This window comes from Streptomyces sp. F63 (assembly GCF_018070345.1).
Lineage (GTDB): Bacteria > Actinomycetota > Actinomycetes > Streptomycetales > Streptomycetaceae > Streptomyces.
Genome location: NZ_JAGPXX010000016.1, coordinates 33,115 through 48,490, shown reverse-complemented (window position 1 = coordinate 48,490; position 15,376 = coordinate 33,115). Strand labels below are relative to the sequence as shown.

The window sequence follows — 15,376 nt, the reverse complement described above, 5'->3', positions numbered from 1 at the left end:
CACCGCCGCGAGCCGGGGACGCGGCCCGCGCACGCCGCCGACCTGCGCACGCCACTGATGGTCGGGTGTCGGGTGGGGTTTGTGGAGGGGATCGCGGAGGGGTTGCGCGGCAGGCACCGGGACATCAGGATGCACACTCACGTAACCATCGGTAACGCGCCACCGGTGGCGGAAAATCCCCGCTCTCCCTTTCCTCGAACGTCCCGACGGGAAGTAGGTCCCTGCCGTGCCCACGCCGCATCGCGTCGTCTCCCCCGTGCGCCTGCGCGCCGCCGTGGCCGGGCTGAGCGCCGCACTGTTCCTCGCCGCGCTCCCCGCCACGCCCGCCGCAGCCGCTGAAATCGCCGGAGTCACCGGCGCCGCCGAGATCACCGCCACCGGCGCCGGATACGGCACCGGGTACGAGTACGCCGACGCCGCCGGTTCCGCCGGCGCCACGGGCGGAACCGTCACCCTCGGCATCGGCGGCTACACCGACCCGGCCTTCGGTGACGCATGCGTCTTCCACCGGTACGGCGAGGGCGAGACCCCGCCGCTCGACCTGATCGGCACCGATCCCGTCTGCGTCGAGTACGCCAAGCGCGACATCACCCTCAGCAACGGCGGCGCCCTGCGCTTCCTGCTCGCCGAGCCCGCCCGCTTCGCCCTCGCCATCCCCGCCTGCCGCTACTGGCAGTTGGACCACTGGAGCGTCCAGACCCACCCCGGCGGCCCCGCCCTCGTCGGCTGGGACGGCAGCTACTGGTTCGACCAGTCGACGGGCGAGGCCGCGCTCAAGGCCCGCAACATCAAGATCGCCGGAATACCGGCCACGGGCGAGGAGGCGGCCGACGCCCTCCGTCCGTACGACCCCGCGCTCGCCGACGCCTTGCGGCGGGCGACCCTCGGCGTCAAGGTCGAACTGCCGCTGAGCCTGTCCTGCTCGTGGCGGACCCGGTGAGCACGCGGATGCCGCCTCGGCCGGGCCGCTCGCCGGACGCGACACGAGAAGCCTCTCCGGGGCCGGCCCGGGGCACCGGGGCGGGCGGTGCGCCGGGCGGACCGGGCCGCGCCCCTGGAGCGACGCCGGATGCCGCACCGACTGCCGTGCCGGGCCCGCCACACGGCCGCCTCCCCGGAGCGACACCAACCGCTGCTCCGGGCGCCACGCCGGGCCGCACCCCTGGACCACCGCGCACCACCGGGCCGACCGCCCTGCTGGGCACAACCCCGGACGCGGTCCCGGACGCGGTCCCGGACGCGGTCCCGCACCGCAGGCGCCCCACCCGGCGGCAGCTCGTCCTCGGCCTGGCCGGTGCCGTCGCCGCGCTGCAGGCCGGTGCGCTCGCCGTGCCCGCGCGGGCCTCGGCCGCCGCGCCCGCCGCCGTCCCGGACCTCAGCGCGTGGCGGACCGCCCTGGAGGCGTTCGCCGACACCATGGTTCCCGGCGAGAAGCGCCACTCCGGCGACCGCGCCATCGCGGGTGCCGCCGCCGGGCCCGGTGCCGTCCAGGCCGGAACCGTCGAACTGCTGTGCCTCCCCGAGCTGGGGCTGGCGCCGCTGCTGCCGGTCCTCGCCGAACTGCTCGACACCCAGGCCGTCACCTACGCGCTGGCCAGAGGACGGGTCCTGCTGCCCGTCCTCGGCTCCGCCTTCGCCGGACTGGGCTTCCGCGACCGCACCGCCCTCGCCGCGAAGCTGCTCAAGCCGGGCGCCGTGGACCAGAAGCTCTGGGTCCTGCTGGCCCTCTTCTCCTCCCTCGCGTTCGACACGGCGGCCCACCTCCACACCACCGACGCCCTCGCCCAGCGCCACCCCGGCCTGACCTGGGCCGCCTTCCCGCCCCCGGACGCCGACGGCCTCTGGCGCTTCCCCGAGTTCGGCTACGGCCGCGAACTCGCCCGCACCCACCCGCGCACCACGTCCGGAGGCCACCCCGCATGACGACCGTCATCGAACGCACCGACGTCCTCGTCATCGGCAGCGGCTTCGGCGGCGCCATCCCCGCCTACCATCTGGCGGCGGGCGGGGCGAAGGTGACCGTCCTCGAACGCGGGCCCGAACTGAGCGCCCAGGACTTCGCCCACGACCTGCGGATGGGCGGCTACACGCGCGCTGTCGACCTCGTGCAGGGCGACGGCATCACCGTCGTCGCCGGCAACGCCGTCGGCGGCTCCAGCGTCGTCTACTTCGCCGCCTCGCTCCGCGCCCCCGGCTTCGTCTTCGAACGCCGCGGCGGCCTCGGCCACCGCCTGTGGCCCGCGGCGCTGACCCGCGGCGCCCTCGACCCCTGGTACGACCGGGTCGAGGAGGCCATCCCCGTCGCCCGGCAGAGCTGGGACGACGTGCCGTATCCCGGGGGGCTGTTCGCGTCCGCCTGCGACCGCGCCGGGCGCACCTGCAACCCCGTCCCGCTCGCCGTCGACCTCGGCACCTGCACCAACTGCAACTGGATGCTGAACGGCTGCCGCTTCGACGCCAAACGCTCCATGCTGCTCAACTACCTGCCCGCGGCCAGGGCGGCCGGGGCGGAGGTGCGCCCGCTGCACGAGGTGCAGACCATCGGCCCCGCCGTCACACCCGGCTACCGCTACCAGGTCGCGTACAGCGTGCTGGACGAAACCGACTACCGGGTCCCGGCCGGCGCGGGCCTCATCGAGGCGAAGATCGTGGTGGTCGCGGCCGGTGCCATGGCCACCCCGGTGATCCTCCAGCGCTCGGCCGCCCTGCTGGGCTCCATGCCGCGCGCGGTGGGACGCCACTTCTCCGGCAACGGCGACCGCGTGTCCATCGCGGACGTCGACGAGACGAAGGTGCGCGACCTGCTGGGGCTGGAGCGGTCGCCGGGCGTGCCGTACGAGGGCTTCCCCGTCGGCAAGCCGATCGGCTCGATGTCCTACGACCGGCTCGACCCGGACGCCCCGGAGTTCAGCCGCTTCTCACTCCAGCAGATCTACTTCCCGGGCATCACGAACGTCCTGGCACAGGCCACGGACGACCCGGCGACGAGCTGGTTCGGGGTGGAGAAGAAGGCACTGCGGGCGCGCTGGCGCTCCTGGCTGTCCGTCCTGGCGATGACGGAGGACGACAACGAAGGCGTGTTCGGACCGCCGCCGCCCACCGGCGCCGCCGTCCGCCTCGCCTCCTCGCTGAGCCTCTCCACGCTGCGGTACCGGCCGAACGCCAACACCCGGCGCGGCTGGGCCGAGGCGGACGAGGAGGCGCGGGCCGTGCTGGAGAAGGACGGGCTGGCGCGGGTGCGGCCGTGGAGCGAGTTCGCCGGGTCGGTCAGCGCGCATCCCCTGTCGTCCTGCCGCATCGGCGACGACCCGGCCAGCTCCGCCCTGGACGACCGGAACGAACTCCGTGGCCATCCGGGCCTGTTCGTGACGGACGCCTCCGCCGTCCCGACCTCGCTGTGCGTCAACCCGTCACTGACGGTCGCGGCCCTGGCCGAACGTGCCTGCCCGTTCATCGTGGAACGGGCGGCGGAGTCCGGGGTCGACGTACGGTACGGGGCGCCGTCCCCACACGGCGAGACGGCGGCGCGGAACGCGGCGATCAGGACACTGCAGGGGAGCGGACGATGACGGACGGCACGGGTACGGGGCGGGGCGCGGGCACAGGCGCGGGCACAGGCACGGGCACGACGGCGCACCGCGAGGCACTGGAGCGGCTCTACCGCCCCCGGCTCACCGGCAAGCCCGGCCGCCTGGAGGTCTGGTACGCCACCCTGACCGACCCGCGCACCGGAACGGGCATCTGGATCCACCACGAGGTGGTCGCCCCGGCGGACGGCGGACCGGCGCGCCCGCACGGCTGGATCTCCGTCTTCCCGGCGGACGGCCGCCCGCCGCTGACGGAGCGCTTCGGCCCGGAGTCGCCCGGGGCCACCCTGCCGGTGGCGGACCGCATCGCCCCGTACTACACCTCCCCGGAGGTCCATGCCTCCAGCAGTCTGCTGGCGGGGGCCGCGGGCAGCATCCGCTGGCGGCTGGGCGTGGTGGAGGGCGGCGGCGCGCCGCTGTACACGTTCCCGCGCTGGGCGTGGCGGACGGGGCTGCTGCCGGCCGCGCAGATCGTGCCCACGCCGGACGCCCGCTTCTACGGCGAGGTGGAAGTCGACGGCGAAAAGCTGGAGTTGGCGGGGGCGCATGGCGGAGTGGCCCGGATCGCCGGGCACGGCAACGCGAAGCGGTGGGCCTGGCTCCACGCCGATCTGGGCGGCGGCGACGTGCTGGAGATCGTGGCGGCCGTGGCCCGCCGCCCCGGCATGCGGCGGCTCCCGCCCCTCCCCCTGCTGCAACTCCGCGTCGGCGGCCGGGACTGGCCGCGCGATCCGCTGCTGGCGGCACCGCGCTTCACGGCCGGTATCGGTCTGCCGGACTGGTCGGTGACCGGCCGGGCGGGCCGCCGCCGGATCCGCGTGGAGATCCGCCAGGACCCGGCCGACTGCGTCGCCCTCTCGTACACCGACCCGGACGGCGCGACGGCCACCTGTACGAACAGCGAGCGAGCGAGCGCCGAGGTCGTGACCGAGCGCCGCAGGGGCTCCCGCTGGGAGACCGAACACCGCTGGTCCCTCGACCACACGGCGCACGCGGAGGTCGGCGAGCGGCCGTGACCCCGGAGCGGTCGGCGTCCGGCCGAACGGAGCGAACCCCGCAGCCGTACACCTGACCGAGCCGCCGCTCCCTCCCTGCCGACGGAACCGGGGAGGGAGCGGCGGAGCGTTATTCCGCTCCCGAACCGCAACCGGGGCGACGAGGGCCGCGTCCATCCCGTCAAGGCGAGATCATCACCATCCACCAGGAGAGCGACATGGCGGCTGATCGCTACCTCTGGCTGACCCGGCACGGCGAGGCGTCCCCGGACGAGAGCACCCTGACCGAGAACGGCCGCCGCCAGGCGACGGCTCTCGGCAAGCGGCTGCGGAGCTGCCCAGTCTCGGTGATCCACCACGGCCCGCTGCCCCGCGCGGCGCAGACCGCCCGGCTGATCGCCGCACAGGTGGACGGCGTTCCCGTGCATCGCTGTGAGCCGGCCGGCGATTACGTGCCCCACGTACCGCGCCGCGAGGAACTGCCGCCGGACTCCGCGGATCTCCTGCTCGACCGACTCTCCGGATTCCCGGCGGAGGAGCGGGAGAACGGACCGGCCCTGGCCCGCGAAGCCCTTCGGCGGTTCACCGGGCCGGTGGACGGTGCCGAGCCGCGCCACGAACTGGTCGTCACGCACACCTTCCTGATCAGCTGGCTGGTCCGCGCCGCCCTCGACGCCCCCGACTGGCGCTGGATCGGACTCAACCACGCCAACGCCGCCCTCACGGTGATCCGTCACGCCCCGGGCCGCCCGGCCTCCGTGCTCCTCTACAACGACACGGGGCACCTGCCACCAGAACTGCGGTGGACGGGCTTCCCGGCCGAACTGCGCATCTGAGACCACACCGTACGGAAACTCCCAGTGACTTGTTCCGAACATCCGAGTTGTAACCCGTGGGGGGAGAAGACCCACGCACCGGCCTTCCCGCCCGCACGGACACGGGACCACGGGGAAGGGCACGCATCGATGGTGAAGCTGCGGCTGACGATCGGCCGGGATCACGTCGCGGAACTCGCGCGGCTGCGCAATCCCGTGGGTGCCGTGGAGGAGTTGATCTGGAACGCTCTGGACGCCGACGCCGAGCATGTCGCCGTCGAACTGGAGCGCAACGAACTGGGGGGCGTGGCCCGGGTGACCGTCGCCGACGACGGCACGGGCATCGCCGCCGAGCACTGCGACGCCCGCTTCCGCCACATCGGCGTGTCGTGGAAGAGGCACGCCCAGGTCAGCCCGTTGAAGAAGCGCAGGCTGCACGGTAAGAACGGCCGCGGCCGGGTCCGCGCCTTCGCCCTGGGCAGCGAGGTGCGGTGGACCAGCGTGAGCGACGGCCCACAGGGGCGGCAGCGTGTGGTCATCGAATCCGGCCGCACCTCCATGGACGAGTTCGACGTCAGTGACCCCGAGCCGACGGAGGGCTCGACGGGAACCGTCTTCGAGGCATTCGGCGGCGAGGAGCTGCACAAACTGACCGACAGCACGGCGATGTCCACGCTCACCGCCGCGTTCGCCCTGCACCTGGAGGCCTACCCGGACATCCACATCGAGTACGACGGCCGGCGACTCGACCCGTCCTCGGAGCAGGTCCATGTCGCGGCCTACGACGTGCCGGCCGGGACGGGCAGCGCCTACGGACCGGCCCAGCTCAAGCTGATCGAGTGGGCACGCCCCGTCTCCCGCGCCCTCATCCTGTGCGACGGCCGCGGCATGTCCGTGGCCCAGCTCAAACCCGAGATCCAAGCCCCCGGCTTCCATTTCACGGCCTACCTCTCCTGGCCGGGGTTCGAGGACGACCAAGCGGGGGACCTCACCTTCGCCGACTGGCTGCCGGACGGCGCCACGGCCGAGGTGGTGGCGGCCGCGCGGCAACGGATGCGGGCCCACTTCCGCGACCGGGCCGACGAACGCCGGCGCGAACTCGTGAGCGAATGGCGCACGGACGGCATCTATCCCTACAAGGGGGAGCCGGCCGACAACCGGGAGCGCGCCGAGCGGGAGACCTTCGACGCCGTGGCGACGACAGTGGTCCGCCATCTCCCCCAGTACAAGCGGACACGCAGGATGACGCTGGCCTTCTTGCGGTCCGTCCTGACCCATGAGCCGGGCGATGTGCTCAGGATCGTCGAGGACGTCTTCTCCCTGACCCAGCAGGAGCAGGAGGAACTCTCCCGTCTCCTGGACCGCACGCCCCTCACCTCTCTCATCAAGGCGTCCACCAAAGCCTCGGGGAGGCTCGACTTCCTGGCGGCGCTCGAGCATCTCGTCTTCGACCCCGAGGCCAAGGGTCGCGTCAAGGAGCGCACGGAACTCCACCGCATCCTCGAGAACGAGTGCTGGGTGTTCGGCGAGGAGTACGGGCTGCATGTCAGTGACCGCAGCCTGAACGAAGTCCTCCGGCGCCACTGCCACCTGCTCGGCAGGGAGGCCCCGTCGTGCGAACCGGTGCTCCGCGCGGACGGCCGGAAGGGCATCGTCGACCTCATGCTGTCCCGCGCGAGCCGGCAGCGGCAGGGGGAGCGCCACCATCTCGTGGTCGAACTCAAGCGGCCGAGCGTGCTCCTCGGCATGGCCGAGCTGGGGCAGATCAGCGGCTACGCCCAAGCGGTGATGGGCGATGACCGGTTCCGCGACACCCGCGTCACCTGGGATTTCTGGCTGATCGGGAACACTGTGGACGACAACCTCCGGCAGATGGCCCACCAGCGCGGACGCGCACCCGGCTGCGCTGTCGACCAGCCCTCGTACCGGGTCTGGGTCCGTACCTGGGGCGAGGTGATCCAGGACTGCGAGGAACGGCTGCGCTTCTACCGCGAGCAGTTGGAGTACGAGTCGACGAGCCAGCACGCCATGGACTACCTGATCCGCGAGCACACGGATGCGGTGACGAAGCTGGCCGACCAGGGTGTTCTGCCGACTCAACGGCCGGGGGAGCACAGCGTTCCGCGGTGAGCCCTTCCCGCCCGGGCGGCCGGGCGGCTTCCCTCCTCGTGCGGCCCTGTCGCCGTCCCCCGTCCGCGCCGTGCGCGGAAGTGGCTGCGAGGGCGGGAGTTGCTTGCGAGGGTGGGGTCATGACCGCTTGGCATCGCCTTCACCACCGCCCGGGAGTCGGTCCCGCTCCCCGGCCCACGGCCCGGCCCGGGACACGTAGACGGTCCGGCGGCACGGTCGGAGGGCCCGGCTCGCCGAGCGGCCGATGACGCCGGGGCAGGGACCGGTTCTCGGCCCGGCGGAGAGCGAAGGGCGGTCCGGGGCCGCGGACGGGCCCGCGGGCGAGCCGGTGGGGGAAGTCGCCGGCGGGCATCCGGCGGCCGTCCCGGCGCCGGGCAGGGAAGCGCCCGGCCCCCGCGGGCGCGTTGAGGCGTGGCTGCGGCGGCACCGCCGGTGGGTCCTCGCGCTCCTCGTGACCGCGCTGCTCGCACAGATGGCGGTCGCCATGGTCACGACGGCCGTACGGCAGACGCCGACCATCGACGAACCCGTGTACGTCGGCACGGCCGAGGTCTACCGGCGCGAGCACAGCCTGCGGTTCAACCCCGAGCATCCGCCGCTGGGCAAACTGCTCATCGCGACCGGAACGGCCTTCGCCGACGCCCGCCTCGAACCGGGATTCGACGGCAGTCAGACGGAACTCGGGCGGCGTCTCCTCTACGAGTCGGGCAACGACCCGGGGCGGCTGATGCTGCTGGCGCGGCTTCCGGTGATCGCACTGACCCTGCTGTTCGGTGTTGTCGTCTTCGTCTTCGCCCGCGATCTGGCCGGTGCGGTGGGCGGATTGGCGGCGCTGATCCTGTACACGTTCTCCCCCGACGTCATCGCCCACGGCTCGCTGGCCACGCTCGACGTCCCGGCGGCCGGTTTCCTGCTGACGGCTGTGTGGCTGCTGTGGCGGGCCCGGCGACGGCCGCTGCTCGGCCTCCCGCTCGCCGGTGCGGCGCTCGGCGCGGCCGTGGCGACGAAGATGAGCATGCTGGTGGCCGTGCCGGTGCTGCTGCCCCTGGCCGCCCTGTCGGCCGTCGTCCACCACTCCTCGGGGCGGCCGCGCGGGGACCGGGACGGCCCGGGCGGTCCGGCTGCCTCCCGGGACTCCGCCGCCTCCGGGCGCTCCGCCGCCTCCGAGGGCTCCCGCCTCCCCCATCTCCCCCGCGCCGCCCGGCTGTTCGGACCGGCCGCCTTGGCGACGGGCGTCCTGGCCCTGGCCTGCGTGGCCGTCGTATGGGCGTCCTACCTGGCCGTCGATCCGCAGTTGCGGTGGACGACGCCCGACAGCGTGCCGGACGCGCACGGGCTGCGCGGGCGCCTGGTCGGACTGCTGCCCTTCCCCGAGCCCTTCCGGGACGGGATGCTCCTCCAGTTCGCCTTCGAGAGGGCGGGGTGGGAGGGCTACCTGTTCGGGCGGCACTACAGCGGTTCGCTCTGGTACTACCTGCCGGCCGCGCTGCTGGTGAAGACGCCCCTCGGCGCGCTCGCGCTGTGGGCGGCCGGGGCGCCGGCGATGGTGACTGTCCCCCGGCTGCGGCCCGCGGCCCCGTACGTGCTGGTCCCGGCGGCCGTGCTGCTGCTCGCGGCCATGAGCGGGGACCGCGACCTCGGCGTCCGGTACGCCGTCTTCCTGCCGATGCTGCTGGCGGTCGCGGCGGCCGGTGCGGTCAGTACGGTCTGGTCGGCCGGTACGGTCCGCGCGGCCTGGTCGGCCGGTGCCGCCAGTGCCGCCGGTGCCACCCGTGCACCCTTCCTCCGCCGCACCGGACCGTGGCGGCGGGCCGGTGCCGGGACGGCCGGGCTGTTGCTCCTGTCCGTCGCGGTCAGCTCGCTGCGGACGTTCCCGTACTACCTGCCGTACGCGAACGAGGCGTTCGGCGGGCCGTCGAACACCCACCGCCATCTGCACGACTCGAACGTCGACTGGGGCCAGGATCTGCGGCTCCTCGCCGACCACCTGCGGAAGCGGTACCGGGGCGAGCGGATCTGGCTCGTCTACAAGGGCAGCGGAGTCCCGTCCCACTACGGGATCGAGGCGTCCGATCCGCGCAAGGTGCCGCCGGACCGGGTGCGCGGCGTGCTCGTCGTCTCGAACTCCTCGCTCGCGAAGGCGGAAGGCGGGCTGGCGGCACTGGTCGACAGCAGCAGGCCGGTCGGGCAGGTCGGCCACTCGATCACGGTCTTCCGCAGATAGCCGCGCCGAACTCCCCGGTACTGCTGCGGGTCTGCTCAAGTGGGCGGTGGGGGCGGTGGCACCGCCGGTACGGGCTGTGGAGACTCCGCGGTCTCACGGTCGGCGAACGGAACGGCTCGCCGCAGACGGCCACCATCGCGCGGACGCGGCAGGCGGCGGTTCTTGACCCAACATCGGCGGACGGCACCGCGATCGCAGCCCTCAGCTCGTCGCCCGCCGTCCGGGCTGTACAGCCACCGGCGGAGCGCTCCGTCACAACCGCCGTGTCAGCGCAGCGTCTTGGCCATCACCTGTTCCCGGGCCCCTCCGTCGGGCAGGATGTCTCCCCGCTCTCCCGTGGCGACGAAGCCGTGCCGCCGGTAGAGCTCGACGGCCGCGTCATTGCCGGGCACCACGGCCAGCTTCAGTTGCGTGGCGCCCGCCCGCCGGGCCTGCCGCTCGACCGCCGCCAGCAGCCGGTCCGCGACGCCCCGGCCGCGCGCCTCGGGGCCGACCCACACGGAACGCAGCTCCCAGGTGCGCCCGCCACCGTCACCCGGGAGTCCGCCGGCCACTCCCACGGCCCGGTCGTCCAGCAGCGCGACGACGTTGTACGCACCCGGTGTCCCGAGCCGCGCACGCCACCGCTCCTCGCCGCCCCGGTCCCAGTCCGCGAGCCGGGCCTTGAACGCGTGTGGCGCATCGGTCAGCGCGGCGAGACGGACCTCCCGCCACAGCGGCCAGTCACGGTCCGGGTCGGTGAGAACGCGCAGGCGCAGCATGCCGCCAGTGTGTCCGCTGCACCGGCCGCCCGCTGAGTCGCGTCCGCCTGAGCCACGTCCCCCTGAGCGACTGCCGGGCTGCGCTTCGGCCGCTTGCGTTCGGAGTCCTGCGCTGCGCTGCCCCGGGAGCCGACACGCCTGTATCTGGCATGATCGGCTCATGGCCCGGCCTTCGGTGACCTTGCACAGGATCGAGTTCGCAGACTGGCGAGCCGTCCACTCCTGGGCTTCCCTCCCGCAGGTCTGCCGCTTCCAGGCCTGGGGACCGAACACCGAAGAGCAGACGCGCGCGTTCGTGGCGACCGCCGTCGACGCCTGGGCGCACTCACCTCAGCAACGGTTCGCATATACGGCACGGGTTGAAGGCACCGTGGTCGGCATGGGCGAGCTCCACGTCCGGAGCCGAAGGCAGCGTCAAGGTGAGATCACCTTTGCCCTGCATCCGCGGTTCTGGGCGCAGGGCGTCGGAACGGCGATCGGGCGGGGACTGCTCGCGCAGGGGTTCGCGGGTCAGGGACTTCACCGCATCCATGCCACCTGTGACCCGCGGAACCTCGGATCGGCACGGGTTCTCGCCAAGCTGGGCATGACATGGGAGGGACGGCATCGTCACACGGCGCTGATCCGGGACGGTTGGCGGGACTCCGAGATGTTCAGCATCCTCGAGGACGAGTGGCGTGAAGCCGGGCCGCCACAGCAGGCGGGCGGACACCGGGGCCCCGGCGACAACGAAGGAAGCTCCTACGGCTGTCAGCCGAGCACCGCCAGGAGGCGCTGAGCGAACTCCCGCGGATGCTCGGTGATGCCGAGGTGCCCGCCCGGGAACTCCGCGACGTCCGTGCCGAGCAGCCGCGCCAGCCGCGTCGCCGGCCCGGACAGCGGTATCTGCTCGCGTGAGTCACGGCCGACCGCCAGAACCAGCCGTTCGGCGGCACGGCGCAATGCCTCGACGTCCGGCGGGGTCGTCGCGAACGGGTACAGCATGTGCTCCAGGAAAACGGGGAGGTTGGCGTGCATCCGGGGCGCCATATCCCGTATCTCGGGCGCCAGTTCGGTCGCCGCCTCCGCTTCCTCCCGTTGTCCGCCCAGCCCTTCGGCGAAGCGCGTCATCGCCGCGCCGGCTCCCTCCTTCCGGAACACGTCGCGCACCTCGGCGAAGAGCGCCCGGTACGGCGCGGGGTCCTCCAGCACCTCCAGCAGCGGCGGTTCGTGCGCGACGACCCGGCGCAGCCGCTCCGGGTACCGCGCCAGCAGATCGAGGGCGACGATGGCGCCCGAGCTGCTGCCGAAGACGTACGCCGGTTCGTCCGGGGAGTGCCGTTCGAGGAGCGCGTGCGCGTCATCGGCCCACTCCGCCACCCGCTGGTCGGTGAGCGGTCCGTCGAGCGTGCTGCGGGAGAGGCCGCGCGGGTCGTACGCGACGACGGTGTAGCCGGCGGCCGCCAGGTCACCGGCCGTTCCCGCGTACAGACCGGCGTCGGCGGCCCCGCCGGGGATCAGCAGCAGCACCGGCCCGCTGCCGCGCTTCTCGTAGTGGAGGGTGACGGCATCGGAGACCTGAAGGATGCCGGTGTTGTGGGTGCTCATGAAGTGCGCTCCTGTCGTGTCGGACTGACCGGCTCTCTCTCCGCGGCCGCCTCCGTGGACCGGGCAGCCGCGATCCCCTCCGACGCCGTGCGGCGCCTCCCCGGCTGCCGGTGCTCCGGGCGGAACCCTAGGAACACCGGGCAGCGCCCGTACACCGATTTTCGCCGAAGTCCGCTACGCCGAGGCCGAGTTCGGCCCAGACGCTCTTCTGGGGCGCCGGCCCCGTGGTAACCCCCCAGCGGTCCGCCAGGGCTTTGACGAGGAGCAGACCGCGGCCGGACTCGGCGTCCGGCGAGGCTCGTTCCGGCGCGACGGGCGGGAGGCGGCGGGCCTCAAGCAGTCGGAGCTGGGCAAGGCCATCGGATACGGCGAGGATCTGGTGTCCTCGGTGGAACGCGCCCGCCGCGTACCGCAGCCGGAGTTCCTCAAGAACGCCGACCAGGTGCTGGAAGCCGGCGGCAAGATCGCCGCGATGGCGAAGGACGTGGCGGAAGCGCGCTACCCAAAGAAGGTTCGGGACTTGGCGCGCCTGGAGGCAGAGGCGGTCGAGATCGGGGCCTACAGCGATCACAACATGCACGGCCTGCTTCAAACCGAGGAGTACGCCCGGGCGCTGTTCGCCATGCGGCGCCCCATCCTTTCCGACGAGATGATCGAGCGGCAGGTGACCGCTCGGCTGGCCCGCCAGGGTGTCTTCGATCTTCAGCCCGCACCGATCTTCAGCTTCGTCCAGGAAGAGGCGACACTTCGCCGCCCGCTTGGGGGCAGAATGGTGCTGCGCCGCCAGCTCGAACACTTGCTGGAAATCGGGCAGTTGCGCCACGTCGACATCCAGGTGATGCCAATGGACCGCGAGGAGCACGCGGGCATGGGTGGCGAGCTGCAGCTCCTGAAACTCAAGGGGGGGTAAGACTCTGGGGCACTGGGAGGGACAACTGTCCAGCCGACTGTCGCAGACCCCAAAGAGGTTCAGATCCTTGAGATGAGGTACGGGATCATCCGAGCCCAGGCCCTGACACCACGCGAGTCCATGGCCTTCATCGAGAAACTACTTGGAGAGACATGACCCTCAAGCTCCCAGTCGGAGACGGATCCGCGCCGCAGTGGTTCAAGAGCAGCCACAGCAGCAACGACGGCCCCGCCTGTGTCGAGGTCGCCGCCATACCTGGCTCCATCCTGGTGCGCGACTCCAAGAACGCCCAGGGTCCGCGCCTTGTCGTGCCCTTGTCCGCTTGGGAGGGCTTCGTCCGCTTCGCTAGTCGGCACTGAGGGTCGTCGCCCGAGAGCAACTAGTCGGCCCGGAGAGGGCGGCTCTCGGCGTTGCGCCAGAGCCGCCACCTCCCGGGCAGTGGTGACCGGCGGCACAGCTCCCCTCAGGCCACTCGCGGTCCACCTCTGGGCCACGCATCAAGCGCGGACGGCCTTTGTGTGATCAGCAGAACACCCTCTGTGGACAAATCTCGGTCCACCGGGCCCGGGGCGATAGTGTCCAGACGTGGCAACCCTCGCGCTCTTCGACATCGATGATCTCGCGCTCCCCAAGTCTCTGCAGGAGGCCGTGGAGCACGGTGAGGTGTTCACCCGCGGCTGGGTGGTCGAGCTGATTCTCGACCTCATCGGCTACACACCGGACAAGGACCTTTGCGCTGTGCGGCTCGTGGAGCCTGCCTGCGGTGGCGGTGCCTTCCTCGGCGTCATCGCAGAACGCGTCAGCGCTTCCTGCCGCGCCCACGGACGTCCCCTCAGCGACGGAGCCGAAGCGGTCCGCGCCTTCGACCTCCTGAGCCGCAATGTCGAGGAAAGCCGGTCCGTGATCACGCGGACGCTGCACGACGCGGGGTGGTCCTCGGCCGACGTGGAGCTGATCGCCACCACATGGGTGCGGCAGGGTGACTACTTGCTGCATCCCGACGCGGGTCACCCCACCGACTACGTCGTCGGTAACCCGCCCTACATCCGGCTCGAGGCCGTCCCGGACGACCGAATGGCCGCCTACCGTGACGCCTGTCCCACCATGAGCGGCCGGGCGGACACCTACATCGGCTTCTACGAGACCGCATTGCGCAGCCTCGCCCCCGGTGGCCGACTCGGCTTCATCTGCGCGGACCGCTGGATGCGCAACCAGTACGGCCGTGCGCTGCGCCGCCTGGTGACCCGCAGGTTCAGCATGGACCTGGTGCTGTCCCTGCACGACGTGGACGTCTTCGACGAGCAGGTCTCCGCCTATCCCGCCATCACACTCATCTCCAGCCGCGCCCAGGGGCCGGCTGTCGTCGCCGACACGACCCGCGCCTTTGGCCCGGCACATGCCCGGGATTTCGCCGCTTGGTGCCGTTCCGGATCCGGCGAGCAAGTGGCCGCCGAAGCCTTTCAGGCCGCGCGGCTGCCACAGTGGTTCCCGGGGGAGGATTCCTGGCCGGCGGCCTCCCCGGCCCGGCTGGCGATGCTGGAGGACCTCACCGAGCGCTTCGCGCTGCTTGAGGACGCCCGTACGGGTACGCGTGTCGGAATCGGAATCGCCACCGGTGCGGACAAGGTGTTCATCACCCGGGACACCGACGCCGTCGAACCCGACCGGCTGCTGCCGATGGCCATGGTCCGGGACACCACGAGCGGGCATGTCAACTGGGGTGGCACGTACCTGGTCAATCCGTGGAGCGCGGACGGCGACTTGGTCGACCTCGACGCCTATCCGCGGCTCGCTGCGTACTTCGGCAAGCACGGTGATGTGCTGCGGAAGCGGTACGTGGCGGTCAAGCAGCCCGATCGCTGGTACAAGACGTTCGACAAGGTCGACTCCCGCCTCACCCGCCGGGCCAAGCTGTTGTTCCCGGATATGAAGCTGGCCATCCATCCGGTGCTGGATGAAGGCGGGCTGTATCCGCATCACAACCTGTACTTCGTCGTCTCGGAGACCTGGGACATGCGTGTCCTCGGTGGCCTGCTGCTCTCCAAGGTGGCGCAGGCCTTTGTGGAGGCTTACGCGGTCAGAATGCGCGGCGGGACGCTCCGCTTCCAGGCCCAGTACCTGCGCAAGATCCGCGTTCCCGCCCCGGACGCGATCAGCGAACGGGACAGAGCCGCGCTCGCGGAAGCCTTCGACCGCCGAGACCCGGCGGCCGCCACCAAGGCCGCGCTGCGCGTGTACGGGCTCGCTGAACTGCCCGAGTAGGACGAAGAGAACGAGTAGGGGGAGAGGTCGGCCGATGACGGTCACCCGCCAGGAGTTCGAAGACGCTGTTGCCGCCTACTGGGGCGCGAAGCGGTTACAGGAGGA

12 protein-coding genes and 1 pseudogene are annotated in these 15,376 nt (G+C 72.1%); 11 read left to right on the top strand and 2 right to left on the bottom strand.

Annotated features, from left to right (window positions below; translation table 11 throughout):
• Nucleotides 1-226: 226 nt before the first annotated feature.
• The 7 genes from KBZ10_RS17670 to KBZ10_RS17640 all read left to right on the top strand — a co-directional run bounded on the left by KBZ10_RS17670 (nucleotide 227) and on the right by KBZ10_RS17640 (nucleotide 9,751).
• A complete protein-coding gene (locus tag KBZ10_RS17670) occupies nucleotides 227-940 on the top strand; it encodes a hypothetical protein (protein ID WP_210988602.1) in 714 nt (237 codons plus the stop codon).
• 146 nt (nucleotides 941-1,086) lie between these two features.
• Nucleotides 1,087-1,923, top strand: a complete 837-nt coding sequence (locus KBZ10_RS30325; protein WP_307847489.1) for a DUF5987 family protein — start codon at nucleotides 1,087-1,089, stop codon at nucleotides 1,921-1,923.
• Entirely contained in the window at nucleotides 1,920-3,569 is a 1,650-nt protein-coding gene (locus tag KBZ10_RS17660; RefSeq protein WP_210988601.1) for a GMC family oxidoreductase N-terminal domain-containing protein, read from the top strand. Before KBZ10_RS30325 ends, KBZ10_RS17660 begins: the two co-directional genes overlap by 4 nt.
• A complete protein-coding gene (locus tag KBZ10_RS17655; protein ID WP_210988600.1) occupies nucleotides 3,566-4,603 on the top strand; it encodes a hypothetical protein in 1,038 nt (345 codons plus the stop codon). Before KBZ10_RS17660 ends, KBZ10_RS17655 begins: the two co-directional genes overlap by 4 nt.
• Before the next feature lie 197 nt (nucleotides 4,604-4,800).
• The gene (locus KBZ10_RS17650; RefSeq protein WP_210988599.1) at nucleotides 4,801-5,418 is read left to right on the top strand and encodes a histidine phosphatase family protein; all 618 of its coding nucleotides are present in this window, start codon (nucleotides 4,801-4,803) and stop codon (nucleotides 5,416-5,418) included.
• Between the two features lie 129 nt (nucleotides 5,419-5,547).
• Complete coding sequence (locus tag KBZ10_RS17645) at nucleotides 5,548-7,527, top strand: ATP-binding protein (protein WP_210988598.1); 1,980 nt, start codon at nucleotides 5,548-5,550, stop codon at nucleotides 7,525-7,527.
• A gap of 244 nt (nucleotides 7,528-7,771) precedes the next feature.
• The gene (locus KBZ10_RS17640; protein ID WP_210988597.1) at nucleotides 7,772-9,751 is read left to right on the top strand and encodes a phospholipid carrier-dependent glycosyltransferase; all 1,980 of its coding nucleotides are present in this window, start codon (nucleotides 7,772-7,774) and stop codon (nucleotides 9,749-9,751) included.
• A 266-nt stretch (nucleotides 9,752-10,017) separates the two neighbouring features.
• Here KBZ10_RS17640 and KBZ10_RS17635 read toward each other — a convergent pair whose 3' ends face one another.
• Nucleotides 10,018-10,512, bottom strand: coding sequence for a GNAT family N-acetyltransferase (locus KBZ10_RS17635; protein WP_210988596.1), 495 nt, complete (start codon nucleotides 10,510-10,512; stop codon nucleotides 10,018-10,020).
• 160 nt (nucleotides 10,513-10,672) lie between these two features.
• Here KBZ10_RS17635 and KBZ10_RS17630 point away from each other — a divergent pair, with 160 nt between their 5' ends.
• Nucleotides 10,673-11,290: a GNAT family N-acetyltransferase gene (locus KBZ10_RS17630; RefSeq protein WP_210988595.1), complete on the top strand. Its 618-nt coding sequence runs from the start codon at nucleotides 10,673-10,675 to the stop codon at nucleotides 11,288-11,290.
• On the opposite strand, the gene KBZ10_RS17625 is transcribed toward KBZ10_RS17630, so the two are convergent.
• The gene (locus KBZ10_RS17625) at nucleotides 11,263-12,099 is read right to left on the bottom strand and encodes an alpha/beta fold hydrolase (RefSeq protein ID WP_210988594.1); all 837 of its coding nucleotides are present in this window, start codon (nucleotides 12,097-12,099) and stop codon (nucleotides 11,263-11,265) included. The genes KBZ10_RS17630 and KBZ10_RS17625 overlap by 28 nt on opposite strands.
• 208 nt (nucleotides 12,100-12,307) lie before the next feature.
• Here KBZ10_RS17625 and KBZ10_RS17620 point away from each other — a divergent pair.
• The 3 genes and pseudogenes from KBZ10_RS17620 (at nucleotide 12,308) to KBZ10_RS17610 (ending at nucleotide 15,271) form a co-directional block, all read left to right on the top strand.
• Nucleotides 12,308-13,165 (top strand): annotated as a pseudogene (locus KBZ10_RS17620) (Scr1 family TA system antitoxin-like transcriptional regulator).
• Nucleotides 13,162-13,368 carry a DUF397 domain-containing protein gene (locus KBZ10_RS17615; RefSeq protein ID WP_210988593.1) on the top strand — a complete coding sequence of 69 codons (207 nt, stop codon included), beginning with the start codon at nucleotides 13,162-13,164 and terminating at the stop codon, nucleotides 13,366-13,368. Before KBZ10_RS17620 ends, KBZ10_RS17615 begins: the two are co-directional and overlap by 4 nt.
• A gap of 226 nt (nucleotides 13,369-13,594) precedes the next feature.
• Nucleotides 13,595-15,271, top strand: coding sequence for an Eco57I restriction-modification methylase domain-containing protein (locus KBZ10_RS17610; protein WP_210988592.1), 1,677 nt, complete (start codon nucleotides 13,595-13,597; stop codon nucleotides 15,269-15,271).
• Nucleotides 15,272-15,376: the final 105 nt, after the last annotated feature.